The sequence below is a fragment of the Streptomyces sp. NBC_01520 genome (assembly GCF_045040375.1).
Taxonomy (GTDB): domain Bacteria; phylum Actinomycetota; class Actinomycetes; order Streptomycetales; family Streptomycetaceae; genus Streptomyces.
Genome location: NZ_CP109404.1, coordinates 7436861 through 7451629 on the forward strand (window position 1 = coordinate 7436861; position 14769 = coordinate 7451629).

Consider the following 14769-nt stretch of genomic DNA (forward strand, 5'->3'; position numbering starts at 1 on the left):
ATCGTCCGCCGCCCCGCTGTGTGCCGGCAGAAGCGAGACCCCCGACAGAGTCAAGCTCAGGACGCGGCGCCGCCGTCCGGCAGCCGCGATGCCTCGTGCTCCGTCCGGAGCCCGTCGAGCGTGGCCCGCATCAGTCGCCGCCACATCTGCGGGCTGTCCGGCTGCAATCGCCGCGTCAGCTCGGCGGTGTGGCTCATCGAGACGAGCAGAAGGGCCAGGTCGGAGGCGGTGACGCCGGGCCGCAGCACCCCCCGCGCGTGGTTCCGGGTGATGAGGTTCTCCAGAACCGGATGAAGCAGCTGGATGCATTCGGTGTCGGGCCCGCACACCGCGTCGGTGCAGTGCTCCACCATGGCCCGGTGGCCGCACTGGCCGGCGAGCGCGTGCTCGAAGAAGTCCTCCAGCGCGACCCAGGGATCCGCAGTGTCCGCCGCCGCCTTCGCAGCCGCTTCCGACCAGCAGCGGAAATGCTCCAGCAGCACGGTCTTCAGTAGGTCTTCCTTGGTCGGGAAGTGCCGGTACAGGGTGCCCACGCCCACACCGCTGCGGCGGGCGATCTCCCGCATGTCGATGACGCAGCCGTGTTCGACAAGTGCGGAGGCGGCGGCAATCAGAATTCCGACGCGGTTGCGCACGGCGTCGGCACGCATGGTGCGCCGCGCCGATCCCTTGCCCGTAGCCCGCTCTTCCGTCTGCCGTGCCGTCGTCACGCCTGCGAGCATACCCGCCGGGAACTTACCGGAACAGTCGTTCCGTATATGCTACGTTCAAGAGGAACGACGGTTCCGGTTCGCCGGTGCCGTTCCCTCGCTACACCCATGTCCGGCGTCTGGCCCGCCCACGGGCCCTGGACCAACACGGCAAGGTGGCACTCATGCCCGATGCGACCCCCACCACGGCAATCTCTCGAGCGACGCCGACGGAGTCACCGGCTTCGGCCGGCGATGCCTCACTGCTCTTTCGTCCGTTCGAGGCCGGCGCCCTGAAACTGCCGAACCGGATCGTCATGGCCCCCATGACCCGGAACTTCTCGCCCGGTGGTGTCCCGGGCCAGGACGTTGCCACGTACTACGCACGCCGCGCGGCCGGCGGCACCGGCCTGATCATCACCGAGGGCACTTATGTCGGCCATGCCTCCGCCGGTGAACACGGCGACGTACCCCTTTTCCACGGCGAGGCTCCCCTGGCCGGCTGGCGCAGGGTTGTCGAGGACGTCCACGCGGCAGGCGGCCGGATCGCGCCGCAGCTCTGGCATGTCGGCACCGTGCGCAAAGCCGGGCAGCCGCCGGTGGCCGAAGCTCCCTCCGTCGGCCCCTCCGGGCTCACGCCGAAGGGGATTCCGACCGGTGACGAGCGCTCCATCCTGGACCTGGCCGGCATCGACGCCGTCATCGGCGCCTTCGCCGCCGCAGCAGCGGACGCAGAGCGCATCGGCTTCGACGGCGTCGAACTGCACGGCGCTCACGGCTACCTCATCGACCAGTTCCTGTGGTCGAAAACCAACCGCCGCACCGACGAATACGGGGGCGACCCCGTCGCCCGCACCCGCTTCGCCGCCGACGTGGTGAAGGCCGTACGCGAGGCCGTGTCCCCGTCCCTGCCGGTGATCCTCCGCATGTCACAGTGGAAAATCGACAACTACGATGCCCGGCTCGCGGCAACCCCGCAGGAACTGGAACGCATCCTCGTGCCACTGGCCGAAGCCGGCGTCGACGTCTTCCACGCCTCCACTCGCCGCTACTGGCTGCCCGAGTTCGAGGGTTCCGACCTCAACCTCGCCGGCTGGGTCAAGAAAATCACCGGCCGCCCCGTCATCACGGTCGGCTCGGTGGGTCTGGACAGCGGATTCGTCAGTACTTACCTCTCCGGCAAGACTCCCTCGCCCACCGGCATCACACCGCTGCTGGAGCGTTTGACCCGGGAGGAATTCGACCTCGTGGCCATAGGCCGTTCCCTGCTCGGCGATCCCGAATGGCCGACGAAGACACGTGACGGCCGCGCCGAGGACATCATGCCGTTCTCCCTGGAAGCAATGGCCACGCTTACCTGATACCTGACCCGATGGGCCACAGGTGGCCCACAGATGCTCCCGCTCTGCTCGGCGGCCGCCGCCATCACCGCCGAGATCATTGCTGCCGCCCGCCCTGCTCTACCCGCCGACCACGCCGTCGCCATGCACACCGCCTTCACCTGCCTCAAACCACGCCAGCTCATCACCTTCTCCGGCCTCACCTTCGGCACCGACCTCGCCTTCGCCCAGGGATGATCCCCTCATGGACAGAGTTGTAGATCTCGACGACGTGGCTGCCGTGCTGACGGAGCGAGTCGTGCGCTGGAGGTCAGCCGGCCTTGCGGTTGGAGAGATGACCTGGAGGGATGGGGAGGCTGACTGGCCTCAGCGTCTGGAGACCGACAGGGCCCGGGTGAAAGATCCTGATTCACTCGGCTTGGTCATCTCCGGTTCGGCGGAGGCTGAGCTGTCGGTAGTTCTGTTTCGTGGTGGCTGGGCCGACGTGGACTTCTTCGACGGCCTCGACGACGGTGGCGCCCTCCCCGCCTCGGACATCGAATCAGCAACGGACTTCGCGACCAGGATGGATCAGTGGATTGTGCAAGCCTTCGGCGGCCTTCGAAGCGTTGAGTGAGGGTTGATCCGTCGCAGTTCAGCTGGTCGGCTCGTGGTGGCGAGGCGGTAAGAGTCGGTGCCGGTTTCGACGATCGGCGATCGAGATGATGGATCGTCAGAGATGGTTCACGGTGGCCGCGCTGTCCGACCAGAGCCAGTTCACGGGCGCGTACTGCTTTTTCAGCGCGGTGCGCTCGCGCCCGTAGCCCTTCAGCGCGGTCTCCACCGCCACCGCCAGGTCATTCAGGTCCTGCGGCACCGGCACCCTCAGCAGCAGGTGCTGCTTGCGGTGTGCGAGGAGCAGTTCCCCTGCGGGCGTGCACTCCAGCAGGGCGAAGTGGACGAGAGCCTTGAAGGGCTTCTCCGCAGTGGACATCCGGGCGCGCAGTACCCCGTCGGCGCTCCACACGTACAGGCCGTAGCGGTTGAGATGGAAGGCACGGGCGCGGTACGGGTCGGCGACGACGGTGAAGTCGAAGCCGGTGAACGGGCTGTCCTCGCGCAGGTGCAAGCCTCCCAGCCGACCGTGCAACACCCCGCGGTCGTTGACGAGGGCGAAGCTGAACTCCTGCCCCCGGTTGGTCGAACGGTAGGTCTTCCCGAAGACCGGGACGACGAACAGGTCGTCGCCGAGCGCTGCCGGGCGGGTCATCGTGGAGTCGAGGTAGCCGTGAAGGCTGCCGCTGGTCCCGGTGAGCTCCGACAGGGCCTCGGTCAACGAAGGCGATGGCCGGTTGCCGCGCCCCACCGGCTCGTCGCCGTACCGCACGTGCGTGTACGAGTCGGCGTCGCTCTGGCAGTCGGTGCGCGCGTCCAGGGTAGCGATGGCGCGCAGCACGGGCTTGCGGCCCGGGCCGAGGGCTGTGCCGGGTTCGGAGACGGCGACGATGTTGGGGTGGGCGCCGGCCCAGTTGCTGAGCCCGTACTCGGAGGTCATGCACAGCAGCCGACCCGCGGGGGTAACGGCGATCGACGCGGCGAACGGGTCGTCGCCGGGGCTCTGCTCCTTCTCCCAGCCCCGGGACATCGGCCAGGAGGCGAGGACCTCATCCAGGCGCGGGGACAGGATGTGGGTGCTGCCGGGCTTGGAGCTGACGGCGACTGCGCCGTCCGGGAGGACGGCCAGGGTCGTCGCGTCGCTCTCCGGTATGGCTGACGGGACACCGCCCGGCACCGCCTGTCCGAACACGGCGGTGGCGGTGGGCTTTCCGTCGGAGCCGTGGCGGGTGATCAGCTGGTAGCCGAAATTCCGCTCGGCGGGGTCGGCCGAGCCGGCTGCATGCCCGCGGTAGCGGCGCAGGCCGGTCAGCACGTAGGTGTCGCCGGCCGCCGTCGCCACCGCGTGATCGACCCTGAACCCCCATCCGCCGGCTTCGGGGTCGAGATGGTGGACGTCCAGCAGGGACGCGGGCGCGGTGATCGGCAGCAGTGTCATACCGGCATCCTCACCCCTGTCACTGACAATCGTCGGTGTCGGTGGACTCCACGATCAACTGGGCTCATCAGCACGCTGCGGGTGCCTGTGAAAGGGGGCGCTGGCGGGGGCGAACTGGAAGATTTGGCATGTGCTGCAGCTTCCCAGGTGCTAGGCCGGTCCCGCGGTGGGTTGACCACCAAGGTCCTTCTCGCGTGCGAAGGCCGGGGCCTGCCCCTGGCCTTCGTCGTCACGCCGGGGAACGTCAACGACTCCACTGTGTTCGACACGGTTCTGAAAACACTGGAGGTACCCGGGACAGGTGCCGGGCGTCCGCGCTGCAGGCCGGCCGCCGTCATCGCCGGCAAGGCGTATTCATCGAGGGCGATCCGCCAGGGCCTGCAACGGCAGGGGATCCGGGCGGTGATCCCGGAACGGGCGGACCGGAAAGCCAACCGAGTGCGGCGCGGAAGCGTCGGCGGCAGACCACCCGCCTTCGACCGCGAGCTCTACAAGACCCGCAACGTCGTCGGACGCCGCTTCGCCCGGCTCAAGCAGTTCCGGGCGATCGCGACCCGCTTCGACAAGCTCGCCGCTCGTTACCACGCCGGACTCCACCTTGCCTCGCTCATTCTCTGGCTCCGCCAGCCGACAGCACAGTTCTCGAGGGCACCGGCGGCCGGTTGAATGCTCATCAGTGAGCCGTTTCCAACCTGACGGCGTGGTTGGAAACGGCTCACTGTTTCAGGTCCCACCGGGGGTCCGTGGCGAGATCCGCCGGAACGGGAAAGCGGTATCTGAACGGCAATGCTGCTCCTCCACTGACGGGGCCTGGTGTCGGATGCCGCAGGCGGCTCAGTCGCCCTGTCTTCGCCGACCGGGTCGGCTGCTCAATGTCGGGGGTCGACCTCGCATCCTGCCGGGGCGCTGAGTCCGGTTTCGCCGTCCTCGGGGTGGAGCATGGCGGAGCCCGTTCTACGGGTTGGCGCCGGGCAGAGGTGCCTCCCTGTCGCCCTGCCGCTTCGCAGGGAGGCTCGAGTAAAGGGTCAGTCGGCGTGTGAGAGGCTCTGCCCTCAGCGCGCTGTGGGGACGGCGCGAAGGGGAGGGGAAGCATGTCGATCGATCCTGCAGATTTCGCAGCCCGCCTGCGCGCGGAGCGGAACGCTCCAGGCCGTGAGGAGACGCTTCGGCGGGAGCGGGTAACCCGACGGCGTAAGGCGCTACTCGGGGCCGGTGCCGGGATCCTGGTACTCGGGAGCTTCGGGGTCTGGCTCGCGGGCGCCATGGGTGGGCGGCCTGCTGACGAGCCTTTCGCCCCGCGCATGGTGGACGAGGCGATGTGGCCAGACGCCTGGCCGGCCACCACGAACATCCCCTTCCGGGGCTCACCTGCCGCTGCCTGGGAGAACGGAGCCGTCGGGATCCGTCTTCCGCAGTCCAAGGCTGTTGCCGGCCTGACTGACCTGGAGGTGTCAACCAGCCTTGGGGCCGTCCGCGACTTCCTCATCGCGACGAACCTATCCAGCCAGACCCTCTACGGTTCCAATCCAGTTGGGGCGTTGAACCTCCTTGCGCCGGGTGATCCCGCTCGCAGGGGCCTGGAGTCAACCTTCACCGATCCGGGCACAGGCCGGGGATCGCTTCAGTTCCTCACTCGGTTCAACAGGGACGAGGTACAGGTGCTGGCGTCTGAGGGAATGGCCAAGACTGACGGCACGATGACGTACGAGGTCACACCGGCGGGCGAGCTATTGGTGCAGGCCGACTACACCTTCGTCTACGCACTGGTGAAGACGAGCGGAGCCAAGCAGATCAACCCCAATGGCTTCGAGGTCGCCAGGGTGGTCGTCCACCGGCAGCTCGACATCCTCGTCCGTGACGGAAAGCTACACCCGCAGACGCACACGACGGCGATAGCCAACGACGACTGCACCGCACCCGCCGACGGGTTTATCCACCCGCTCTTCTACGACGACCTGAAGAAGACCAAGAAGTGGGCGTCAGTCGACCCCTACACCGACAAGCACATCAACGCTGCGGCCCCAGGCGCATGCGTGCGCCCGACCCGGACCTGACTTCTGAGTAGACGGGATACTCCGGCTCCTTGAGGGTGTGAGCCCACTTCCGTGCCGTCGTTTCGGTAACACTGCGCGGGTACATGCGAAGGGCCCGGCAACGTGCTGCCGGGCCCTCAGACGCAAGTAGCGGGGACAGGATTTGAACCTGCGACCTCTGGGTTATGAGCCCAGCGAGCTACCGAGCTGCTCCACCCCGCGTCGATGCCTCCACCTTACGGCACGGGTGGGCAGTCAGCCGACGCGGTGGCCGCCGTCGTGGGGCGGTCACGCCGGGTGCGGGTGGCCAGAGGCGGTGACCGGCGCAGACGTCTGGGTCCAGTGCCGGTTGACGGGCGCCCACTGCTTCTTCAGGGCGGTGCGTTGCCGGGCGTACGTCGCAGTGCCTCCTCGACGGCGGACGCGAGGCCGGTGAGGTCGTCGGGGGCGGGCACGCGGAGGACCAGGTGCTGCTTGTTGCGGATGGGCAGCAGGTCGCCGGAGGTCGAGCAGGCGACCGGCTTCAGGGTGCAAGGCCTCGCGTGCTGTGACTCACTTCGTGTATGCCGTATGTGGCTGTGGCGTTGTTCAGCGGGGCCTGGCAGTGATCACGGGGAGCCGTCACTTTCGGTGAGGGCGCTGTTCGATTGCTGAACGTGTGCCGGGGTACGCCGCGCCGGTTGAGGCCGTACCTGACGCTCCATCATGTATCTGCCGCCCGGGCTGATGTGCCTTGTCCACGTCGACGTCCCGGTCAGACCGACACGAATGAAGGGCCCTGCGGCGACGAGTCCTCGTGCACGCGCGGATCGGGTGTCGTCCCTCTGTGAGGGTGACGGTGATCACGAGGGGTCTTGAGGGCGTGGTGCGTACGCTTGTGGGGTCGTCGCGGTGGAGCCAGGGAGAGTGAGTGGAGCTCCCCGGTGCTGCCTGATGATGCGTCAGGAAAGTCAGCAAGTGTTCAGCGTGAGTCCTCGAAAACCTGGGGAAAGCTGACCGGACCTGCGACTCGTTGTAAGGTAGGGAAACAGCACTTGACCTGCAAAAACGCAGGCAGGGAGCCTAGATTCGGGAGTGCCTCGATGCTGCGCACCATGTTCAAGTCCAAGATTCACCGGGCGACCGTGACCCAGGCCGACCTCCACTATGTCGGTTCCGTGACGGTCGACGCGGATCTGATGGACGCGGCCGACCTGCTGCCCGGTGAGCTCGTCCATATCGTCGACATCGACAACGGTGCCCGGCTTGAGACGTACGTCATCGAGGGTGAGCGCGGTTCCGGCGTCATAGGGATCAACGGTGCGGCCGCCCACCTCGTGCACCCCGGTGACCTGGTCATTCTGATCAGTTACGCCCAGGTCGACGACGCCGAGGCCCGTGCGCTCGTGCCGAGCGTCGTGCACGTCGACGCCGGGAACCGCATCGTGGCCCTGGGGGCCGACGCGTCGGCGCCTGTGCCGGGCACCCGCACCGAGCGGAGCCCGCACGCGGTTGCCGCGCACAGCTGATCCCACCCCGTAGGTCGCGTCCACCCAGCAAGGGAGCACCCGTCATGGCAGCAGAGAACCTCGCCGTCGAGATCCGTGACGACCGGGAGCGCGGCAAGCTCTTTGCGTACGAGGGTGGTGCGGCCGCCGGAGTCATCGCGTACTTCGTGATGACTCCCGATCCCGGTGCCCTCGTCCCCGTGCACACCGTCGTCGAACCGGCGCACGAGGGTAAGGGCATCGCGGGTGCCCTGGCCACGGAGTTCTACGGCATGGCGGCACGCGAGGGCGTTCCGGTCGTCCCGCTCTGCCCGTACGTCGTGAAGTGGGCCCAGCGTCACCCCGAGCAGGCTCCCGTCGCTCCCGACGAGCTCGTACAGGAAGCGCTTCGGCAGCTCGAGTCGCATCCCGAGCTGCTCTGACGGCTGACGGAGGCCCCTGAAGCCTGGCGGGGGCCGCCGGGTGGCACGGCCGGACGTGTGGACTCGGCAGGCGCGGGCAGCCGCACGGGGAGACGGTGGAGAAGAGATCCACGCACACGTTTCGCCGCTGTTGGAGGCCCGAGATGACCCATCCGTACCCCGACCCCGTACCGCCCGCGCCGACGCCCCCGCCCGTGCCCGGCCCGCCGACGCCGGTGCCCTCCCCGCCGCCCGTGCCGCCGGGGCCCGTGCCTCCCGGCCCGGCGCCGGACCCGATTCCGCAGCCGCCGAGCCCGAACCCGGAGCCCGTGCCCGAGCCGGAACCCTCTCCCCAGCCGGCGGGCTGAGCCGCAGGTCCCGCGCTATCCCGCGGCCAGGACCGCGTTCGCCCGCTCCGTGAGTACGGTCAGGACGCGACCGGCCGCGGCCAGGTCCTCGGCAGGCAGGTCCGCGTAGAGTCCGGCGGCGATCCGGGCCGTTCCGGTCCGGATCCCGTCCTGGCGGGCGCGGCCGGAAGCCGTGAGCTCCAGGCGGGACCCGGTGTCCGCCAGCAGGCCGTCGGCGATCAGCGAGTCGACCGCCGCCTCGGCGGTCTCCGCGTCGATCTTGAGCGTGGAGGTCATCCGGTCCGTGAGCGCCCGCTTCGTCGCCCCGTCGCCGTCGGCGGTCGCGTTGAGCGCCACGGCCTGGTGGAACGTGGTCCCGGACCTGGCCAGCAGGCTTTCCAGGACGGCTCGCGTGGCGTAGTGCGCCTGGCCGATGATCTGGCCGTTGACGGTCGTGGTGGTCATGGCTGCTCCTCGGAGTGTGACGGCTCGTTCAGCAGTACGGTCAGCTCCCGGACGAACGCCTCGGTCCCCGCACCCCCGGCCCCGCCCAGCGGGGCCAGCAGCCGGTCCATGAGCTCCCGTACGACCGCGACCGCGCGCACGGCGACCGCCTGCCCCTCGTCGGTGAGAGCCAGCTGGACCGCGCGGGTGTCGGCCGGATCGGGCGTGCGCTCGACGAGGCCGGCCGACTCCAGGGAGCGGGCCAGCTTCGATACGTACAGGGCTTCGAGACCTGTGTGGTCCGCGAGCCGCCGCTGACTGGGGCGCACACCGGCCTCGCGCATGCCGAGGAGCGATCCCACCAGCGAGTACTGCGCATGGGTCAGGCCCAGCGGTGCGAGCGCCCTGTCCACGGCGACGCGCCACTTCATGGAGAGGCGCCAGACGAGAAAGCCGGGCGTCGGTCCTTCGGGGGTGCCGTTCAGGGGTGGGCTGTCCATGGAAAGTAAGGTACATGGATATTATATCCATGGCTACTAATTGGGGCCGCCGCCCAGACCCGTCAGCGCGTCCGCGTGACCGAGCCCGCTCTCCTCCGCGAGCGAGTCGAGCGACTGCGCATCGCGCACCGGGACGAAGCGCACGCCGCTCCCGCCGCTCCCGCCGGGGGCTGCGGCGAAGCCGTACACGGCCGGTCGGGGCAGGCTGTTGTAGGCCCAGTGGGTCGAGAAGTAGTACGCGCCGGTGTCGTACAGGACCACGTAGTCGCCCTCCCGCAGCTCGGGCAGTTCCCGGCCGTGCGCCACGACGTCCCCGGCGAAGCAGCAGGGCCCCGCGATGTCCTGGACCATCGGCGGCCCGCCCCGTGGCCGCCCCTCCGCGTCGAACGCGCCGACCCGCAGCGGCCAGGCCTCGGGCATGAAGACCGTCCGGGTGGCGATCTGCGCGCCGGCGTGGGTGAGCACGATGCGGCGCCCGCCCGCGTCCTTGGTGTACTCCACGCGCGCCCCGATGAAGCCGTTCTTCGCGAGCAGGGACCGGCCGAATTCGGTGACCAGGTCGTAGCGTCCGTCGAACAGCCCGGGAACCGACGCCCTGAGCGTGGCCACGTAGTCGCCGAACGAGGGGCGGACCTCGTCGTCGGCGAAGTTGACCGGCAGCCCGCCACCGATGTCGAGGCTGGTGATCTGCCGGCCGCCCACCGCCCCGTTGATCTCCTCGGCCAGCCGGTACGTCTCGGCGATGCCCTCCGCGATGAGCTCCAGCGGGCAGCCCTGCGAGCCGACATGGGCATGCAGCCGGGTCAGCCAGGGCCGCTCGGCGAACGCCTGTACGATCCGTTCGCGGGCCCCCGGATCGCGCAGGGCGACACCGAACTTCGAGCCGGCCGTCGCCGTGCTCATAGCCCCGATGGAGCCACCGCCCACCTGCGGATTGACCCGCAGGCCGACGACGGACGCCGATCCGTGCGGGCGCAGCTCGTCGATGCGACGGAGTTCACCGAGGTTGTCGGCGTTCACGGCCACGCCGAGTGCGAAGGCCGTCCCGAGTTCGTCACGGGTCTTCGCGGGGGAGTCCAGGACGATCCTCTCCGGGGCGAAACCGGCCTCGACGGCGAGCCGCAGCTCGCCCGGACTCGCCACCTCGCAGCCCATCCCGCAGCCGGCGAGCAGCCGCAGCACCGGGACGAGCGAGGCGGCCTTCGCGGCGAAGGTGTGCAGGACCCGTACGTCCGGAACGGCCGCGAAGGCCTCACGCAGCGCGGTGACGGAGCCGCGCACCCCGTCGGCGTCCAGGAAACCGGCGACGGGCTGCTCCTCACCCAGCAGCCCTTCGGCGACGGCTCTGCGGACCGTGTCGGCGACGGCGGAGGACGGGGCGGACGGGGAGTCCAGATCACGCGCGGATGGTGTCGAAGTCATACGGCCAGTGTCGGTGAGAGGGGCCGCGGCGGTCCGGCGTATCGGTTCAGGCGATGATCGGGACCACGGCCTCGGGCGTCAGCATCCGGAAGGTGAAGGCCTGATGGAAGTAGAGGCGGATGCTCGTCGCGTCGTGGTCCAGGTAGCCGATGGACAGGTCCTGCCCCAGGCACAGTTCGAAGTCGCCGCCACGGGTGGACAGCAGCACCCCGCCGGTGACGGCCGGCGCCCACAGGATCGGTTCGTCCAGGAGCCTGACGAGATGGGTGGCGACCGGGTAGCCGTGGTCGGAGGTCTCCGTGGCCTCGGTGAACGCGTCAGCGCCCAGCAGCAGCCGGTACGGACCGTCGACACCGGACAGCCGCAGCCGGGTCAGGGCCTGGCTCACCGCGGCCGGGTAGTCCCGCGCGTCGGCCGGCAGCGGCAGCGGCTCGTGCGAGGAGCCGTTCCGCAGGCCGGTGATACCGGCCGCCGCGTACCCGTCGATGAGAGCCATGTCCTCGGCGAACGCGCAGGTGCGGGCCGCGTCCTTGACGGGCTGCCAGTCGCTGTCCTCGGAGCCGCGTTCGACGTCGTCGACGGCCGCCCGGGTCACCGTGAACGGCACCCGCCACTCGATGACGGGCGAGGCCGTGCGGGCGCGGGCGATCACATCGGGGGCGGGCGGGTCGATGTCGCGCAGGTGCCCGTCGCCGATCGCCGCCAGCCCCGGTCCCTGCGGGTCGCTCACGTCCACGACCCGGCGGCAGGCCACATGACGGCTGAACGTACGGGTGGCCTCCTCCTCGATCTGGTCCCAGGCGGCGTCGGTGACGGGGGCGAGTTCACGATGGAGGTTGTTCATCACTGGGCGCTTTCTTGCAGGCTGCCGATACGCAGCGAACCGTCGCGCACCACGGCGGCGCGGGCCTGGGGCTCCGGGACCGCGGCGGTTCCGGCGGGGGAGGGCGGCGGCGGAGGAGCGTCGAGGAATTCGGCGCTGGGGGCGTGGAAGAGCGTGCCGGTGACCGCCGTGGAGAAGTCGAGAATGCGGTCGTGGGTTCCGGGAGGGCTGCCGAGGAACATGTTGCGGAGCATCTGCTCGGTCACCCCGGGATCGGCCGCGTACCCGATGAAGTAGGTCCCGAACTCGCCCTGTTCGAAGCTGCCGAAGGGCATGTTGGCGCGCAGGATGTCGTGTTCGGTCCCGTCGGGGTCGGTGATCGTGTTGAGGGCGACATGGGAATCGGCGGGCTTGACGTCGTCGGCGAGCTCGATGTCGGTGAACTTGGTGCGGCCGATGACACGTTCCTGCTCCTCGGTGGTGAGCCGGTTCCAGCCGCCCAGGTCGTGCAGGTACTTCTGCACGACGACGTAGCTGCCGCCGGCGAACGCGGGATCCTCCTGCCCGACCAGGGCGGCGGACCGGGCGTCGTCGCCCAGCGGGTTCTCCGTCCCGTCGACGAAGCCGAGGAGGTCCCGGTGGTCGAAGTAGCGGAAGCCCTGGACCTCGTCCACGACCTTCACCGCACCCCCGAGGCGGCCGAGCAGCTGGGACGCCCACTCGTAGCAGACGTCCATCTGTTCGGCCCGGACGTGGAACAGCAGGTCACCCGGGGTGGCGGGAGCATGGTGCCGCGGACCTCGCAACTCCTGGAACGGGTGGAGATCCGCCGGACGGGGGCCGGCGAACAGCCGGTCCCATGCCTGCGAACCGAAGCCCGTCACACACGCCAGCCCGGCGCTCGGCACCCGGAATCCGATCGAACGGGCGAACGCGGCGAGATCGGGCAGCACCGCACGCACGGCTGATTCGCCGCCCGGTTCGATCGTGGCGACCAGGACCAGCGCGGCGCTGGTCAGCGGGGTCACGACGGGCTGGACCGCGACGGGGTCCGGGACGGCGTCGGGCATGCGCGCACTCCCTGTGTGGTGGACAGGACTCCCTGCCACTAATCCACGAAGCGGCCACGGCCGCACCCCGGGAGGTCCGTCCCGGGCGTCCCGACGGCTCTGTGCCCGGCCGCACCCCGGGGAGGACCGTCCCGGGCACGGAGCCCCGCCCCGCCGTCAGCCGGCGGTGGTCTCCGACCTGTCGCCGCCCCAGAGCGTGTGGAACGAGCCCTCGCGGTCGGTACGCCGGTAGGTGTGCGCGCCGAAGAAGTCCCGCTGGCCCTGGGTGAGCGCCGCCGGCAGCCGGTCGGCACGCAGACCGTCGTAGTACGAGAGCGAGGCGGCGAAGCCGGGCGTCGGCACCCCCTGCCGTACGGCCTCGGCGATCACGCTGCGCCAGTCGTCCTGCGCCGCGCCGATCTCCTGGGCGAACTGCTGGTCGGAGAGGAGGCCCGGCAGGCCGGGCCGGCTGTCGTACGCCGCCCTGATCCGGTCCAGGAACGCCGCGCGGATGATGCAACCGGCCCGCCAGATCGCCGCCACCGCCCCGAGGCCGATGCCCCAGCCGTACGCTTCGCTGCCGGCCCGGATCTGGTGGAAACCCTGGGTGTACGACACGATCTTGGACGCGTACAGCGCCTGCTCCACCCGGTCGGCGAAGGCCGCGGCCTCGGCCTCGGCCAGCGGCTTCGCCGTCGGCCCCGGCAGGTCGCGGGCGGCCTCCCGCAGGTCCGCGTGCCCGGACAGGGAGCGGGCGAAGACGGCCTCGGCGATCCCGGACACCGGTACGCCCAGGTCCAGCGCGATCTGTACCGTCCAGCGGCCGGTGCCCTTCTGCTCGGCCCGGTCCTGCACGATGTCGACGAAGGGCCTGCCCGTGGCCGCGTCCTGGTGGGCGAGCACCTCGGCGGTGATCTCGATCAGATACGAGTCGAGCCGGCCGGTGTTCCAGCCGCGGAAGGTCTCGGCGATCCGCGCGGGGGAGTAGCCCGCGACCGACCGCAGCAGGTCGTACGCCTCCGCGATGAGCTGCATGTCGGCGTACTCGATGCCGTTGTGCACCATCTTCACGAAGTGGCCGGCCGCGTCCGGCCCGATGTGGGTGGTGCAGGGCGTGCCGTCCTCAGCCTTCGCGGCGATCTTCTCCAGCATCGGGCCCAGTGAGGCGTACGACTCCTCGGAGCCGCCCGGCATGATGCTCGGCCCGTTCAGCGCGCCCTCCTCGCCGCCCGAGATGCCCACGCCGACGAAGTGGATCCCGCGCCCGCGCAGCTCCTTCTCGCGGCGGCGGGTGTCCTCGAAGTGGGCGTTGCCGCCGTCGATGATGACGTCACCCTCCTCCAGGAGCGGGGCGAACTCCTTGATCACGGCGTCGGTCGGCTCGCCGGCCTTCACCATGACGATCAGGCGGCGGGGGCGTTCCAGGGCGGCGACGAACTCCTGCGGGGTGTGTGCGGCGACGAAGGTGCCCTCGTCGCCGAACTCCTTGACCAGGGCGTCGGTCTTTGCGGTGGTGCGGTTGTGCACCGCGACGGTGAAGCCGTTGCGGGCGAAGTTCCGGGCGAGGTTGCGGCCCATCACCGCGAGTCCTGTGACGCCGATCTGCGCAGTGCCGCTCATCTGTGTGCTCCCGCAATCTGTTCGGGGGTGAGGGTTCGGGGTGACGGAAGGTGGCCGGGGACGCGTGGCCGGTCAGGGATACGTGCGCCGCCGGTGGTGCGTTCAGCGCAGGGGTTCTTCGCCGAAGACGTCCTCCTCCTCGGGGATCACATGCATCGCCGCCTCCTCGGCGGACGCCGCCGCACCGTCGATCCCGACGTCCTGGGCGGTCATCGTGGCCGGCACATGGCCGTCGCCACCCTGTGTGAGCCGCCCGGCGCGGTCGGTGCCCACCTCCGTGTCGTAGAGCTCGCCATCCCCGTCGGCCAGGTCCCCCGGGCCGTCGGCGACTGCGGTGCGCTCGGGAACCTCCCTGGTCAGGCGGCTGTCCAGGGACTCGCCGGTGTGCTGTTCCGACGCGGTGGTGCCCTCGTCGTCGACCGCCCACGGGCGGTCGGGCGGGGAGTAGCCCTCGTCGAGGACATCGGTGATCCCGGTGGTGTCCAGGGTGTCCTCCACGTCGAGCAGGTCGGCGGGGTCCGAGGCCTCCGGTTCCTGGGGCTGGTAGACGTCGTCCCCGCGGTCGGTGTCGGTCATGGCGTG

Annotated in this window: 15 protein-coding genes, 1 tRNA gene and 1 pseudogene; 7 read left to right on the forward strand and 10 right to left on the reverse strand. The window is 69.9% G+C overall.

Annotated features, from left to right (window positions below; translation table 11 throughout):
- Positions 1-56: 56 nt before the first annotated feature.
- Entirely contained in the window at positions 57-710 is a 654-nt protein-coding gene (locus OG524_RS33535) for a TetR family transcriptional regulator (RefSeq protein WP_405386607.1), read from the reverse strand.
- Between the two features lie 164 nt (positions 711-874).
- Here OG524_RS33535 and OG524_RS33540 point away from each other — a divergent pair, with 164 nt between their 5' ends.
- The 3 genes from OG524_RS33540 to OG524_RS33550 are packed head-to-tail and all read left to right on the forward strand — an operon-like array spanning position 875 to position 2645.
- Positions 875-2050: an NADH:flavin oxidoreductase gene (locus OG524_RS33540; RefSeq protein ID WP_405812532.1), complete on the forward strand. Its 1176-nt coding sequence runs from the start codon at positions 875-877 to the stop codon at positions 2048-2050.
- 33 nt (positions 2051-2083) lie between these two features.
- Positions 2084-2266 (forward strand): hypothetical protein, encoded by a 183-nt coding sequence (locus tag OG524_RS33545; RefSeq protein ID WP_405386604.1) that lies wholly within the window; start codon positions 2084-2086, stop codon positions 2264-2266.
- Between the two features lie 7 nt (positions 2267-2273).
- Positions 2274-2645, forward strand: a complete 372-nt coding sequence (locus OG524_RS33550) for a hypothetical protein (protein WP_405386602.1) — start codon at positions 2274-2276, stop codon at positions 2643-2645.
- A 96-nt stretch (positions 2646-2741) separates the two neighbouring features.
- Here the strand turns inward: OG524_RS33550 and OG524_RS33555 are convergent, their stop codons facing one another.
- Positions 2742-4061 carry a hypothetical protein gene (locus OG524_RS33555; protein WP_405386600.1) on the reverse strand — a complete coding sequence of 440 codons (1320 nt, stop codon included), beginning with the start codon at positions 4059-4061 and terminating at the stop codon, positions 2742-2744.
- A 32-nt stretch (positions 4062-4093) separates the two neighbouring features.
- Between OG524_RS33555 and OG524_RS33560 the strand changes: the two are divergent.
- Both OG524_RS33560 and OG524_RS33565 read left to right on the forward strand, forming a co-directional pair.
- A pseudogene (locus tag OG524_RS33560) lies at positions 4094-4727 on the forward strand (IS5 family transposase); the annotation flags it as partial.
- A gap of 425 nt (positions 4728-5152) precedes the next feature.
- Positions 5153-6115 carry a hypothetical protein gene (locus tag OG524_RS33565; protein WP_405386599.1) on the forward strand — a complete coding sequence of 321 codons (963 nt, stop codon included), beginning with the start codon at positions 5153-5155 and terminating at the stop codon, positions 6113-6115.
- Between the two features lie 127 nt (positions 6116-6242).
- Here OG524_RS33565 and OG524_RS33570 read toward each other — a convergent pair.
- Positions 6243-6316, reverse strand: a tRNA-Met gene (locus OG524_RS33570).
- Between the two features lie 860 nt (positions 6317-7176).
- Here OG524_RS33570 and panD point away from each other — a divergent pair.
- Together panD and OG524_RS33580 are read left to right on the forward strand one after the other, a co-directional pair.
- Positions 7177-7602 carry an aspartate 1-decarboxylase gene (gene panD / locus OG524_RS33575; RefSeq protein WP_405386596.1) on the forward strand — a complete coding sequence of 142 codons (426 nt, stop codon included), beginning with the start codon at positions 7177-7179 and terminating at the stop codon, positions 7600-7602.
- A 44-nt stretch (positions 7603-7646) separates the two neighbouring features.
- The gene (locus tag OG524_RS33580; protein ID WP_405812263.1) at positions 7647-8003 is read left to right on the forward strand and encodes a GNAT family N-acetyltransferase; all 357 of its coding nucleotides are present in this window, start codon (positions 7647-7649) and stop codon (positions 8001-8003) included.
- Between the two features lie 362 nt (positions 8004-8365).
- On the opposite strand, the gene OG524_RS33585 is transcribed toward OG524_RS33580, so the two are convergent.
- The 7 genes from OG524_RS33585 to OG524_RS33615 all read right to left on the reverse strand — a co-directional run bounded on the left by OG524_RS33585 (position 8366) and on the right by OG524_RS33615 (position 14763).
- Positions 8366-8794 carry a helix-turn-helix domain-containing protein gene (locus OG524_RS33585; RefSeq protein WP_405386593.1) on the reverse strand — a complete coding sequence of 143 codons (429 nt, stop codon included), beginning with the start codon at positions 8792-8794 and terminating at the stop codon, positions 8366-8368.
- Positions 8791-9273 carry a MarR family winged helix-turn-helix transcriptional regulator gene (locus tag OG524_RS33590; RefSeq protein WP_405386591.1) on the reverse strand — a complete coding sequence of 161 codons (483 nt, stop codon included), beginning with the start codon at positions 9271-9273 and terminating at the stop codon, positions 8791-8793. The genes OG524_RS33585 and OG524_RS33590 overlap by 4 nt, the downstream gene beginning before the upstream one ends.
- Before the next feature lie 36 nt (positions 9274-9309).
- On the reverse strand, positions 9310-10695 hold the full coding sequence (locus tag OG524_RS33595) for a diaminopimelate decarboxylase (protein ID WP_405812264.1): 1386 nt from the start codon (positions 10693-10695) through the stop codon (positions 9310-9312).
- Between the two features lie 46 nt (positions 10696-10741).
- Positions 10742-11539: a family 1 encapsulin nanocompartment shell protein gene (locus OG524_RS33600; protein WP_405812265.1), complete on the reverse strand. Its 798-nt coding sequence runs from the start codon at positions 11537-11539 to the stop codon at positions 10742-10744.
- The gene (locus tag OG524_RS33605; protein ID WP_405386586.1) at positions 11539-12588 is read right to left on the reverse strand and encodes a Dyp-type peroxidase; all 1050 of its coding nucleotides are present in this window, start codon (positions 12586-12588) and stop codon (positions 11539-11541) included. The genes OG524_RS33600 and OG524_RS33605 overlap by 1 nt, the downstream gene beginning before the upstream one ends.
- 156 nt (positions 12589-12744) lie before the next feature.
- Positions 12745-14187, reverse strand: a complete 1443-nt coding sequence (gene gndA, locus OG524_RS33610) for an NADP-dependent phosphogluconate dehydrogenase (RefSeq protein WP_405386584.1) — start codon at positions 14185-14187, stop codon at positions 12745-12747.
- A gap of 102 nt (positions 14188-14289) precedes the next feature.
- Positions 14290-14763 (reverse strand): DUF5709 domain-containing protein, encoded by a 474-nt coding sequence (locus OG524_RS33615; protein WP_405386583.1) that lies wholly within the window; start codon positions 14761-14763, stop codon positions 14290-14292.
- Between the last annotated feature and the right edge of the window lie 6 nt (positions 14764-14769).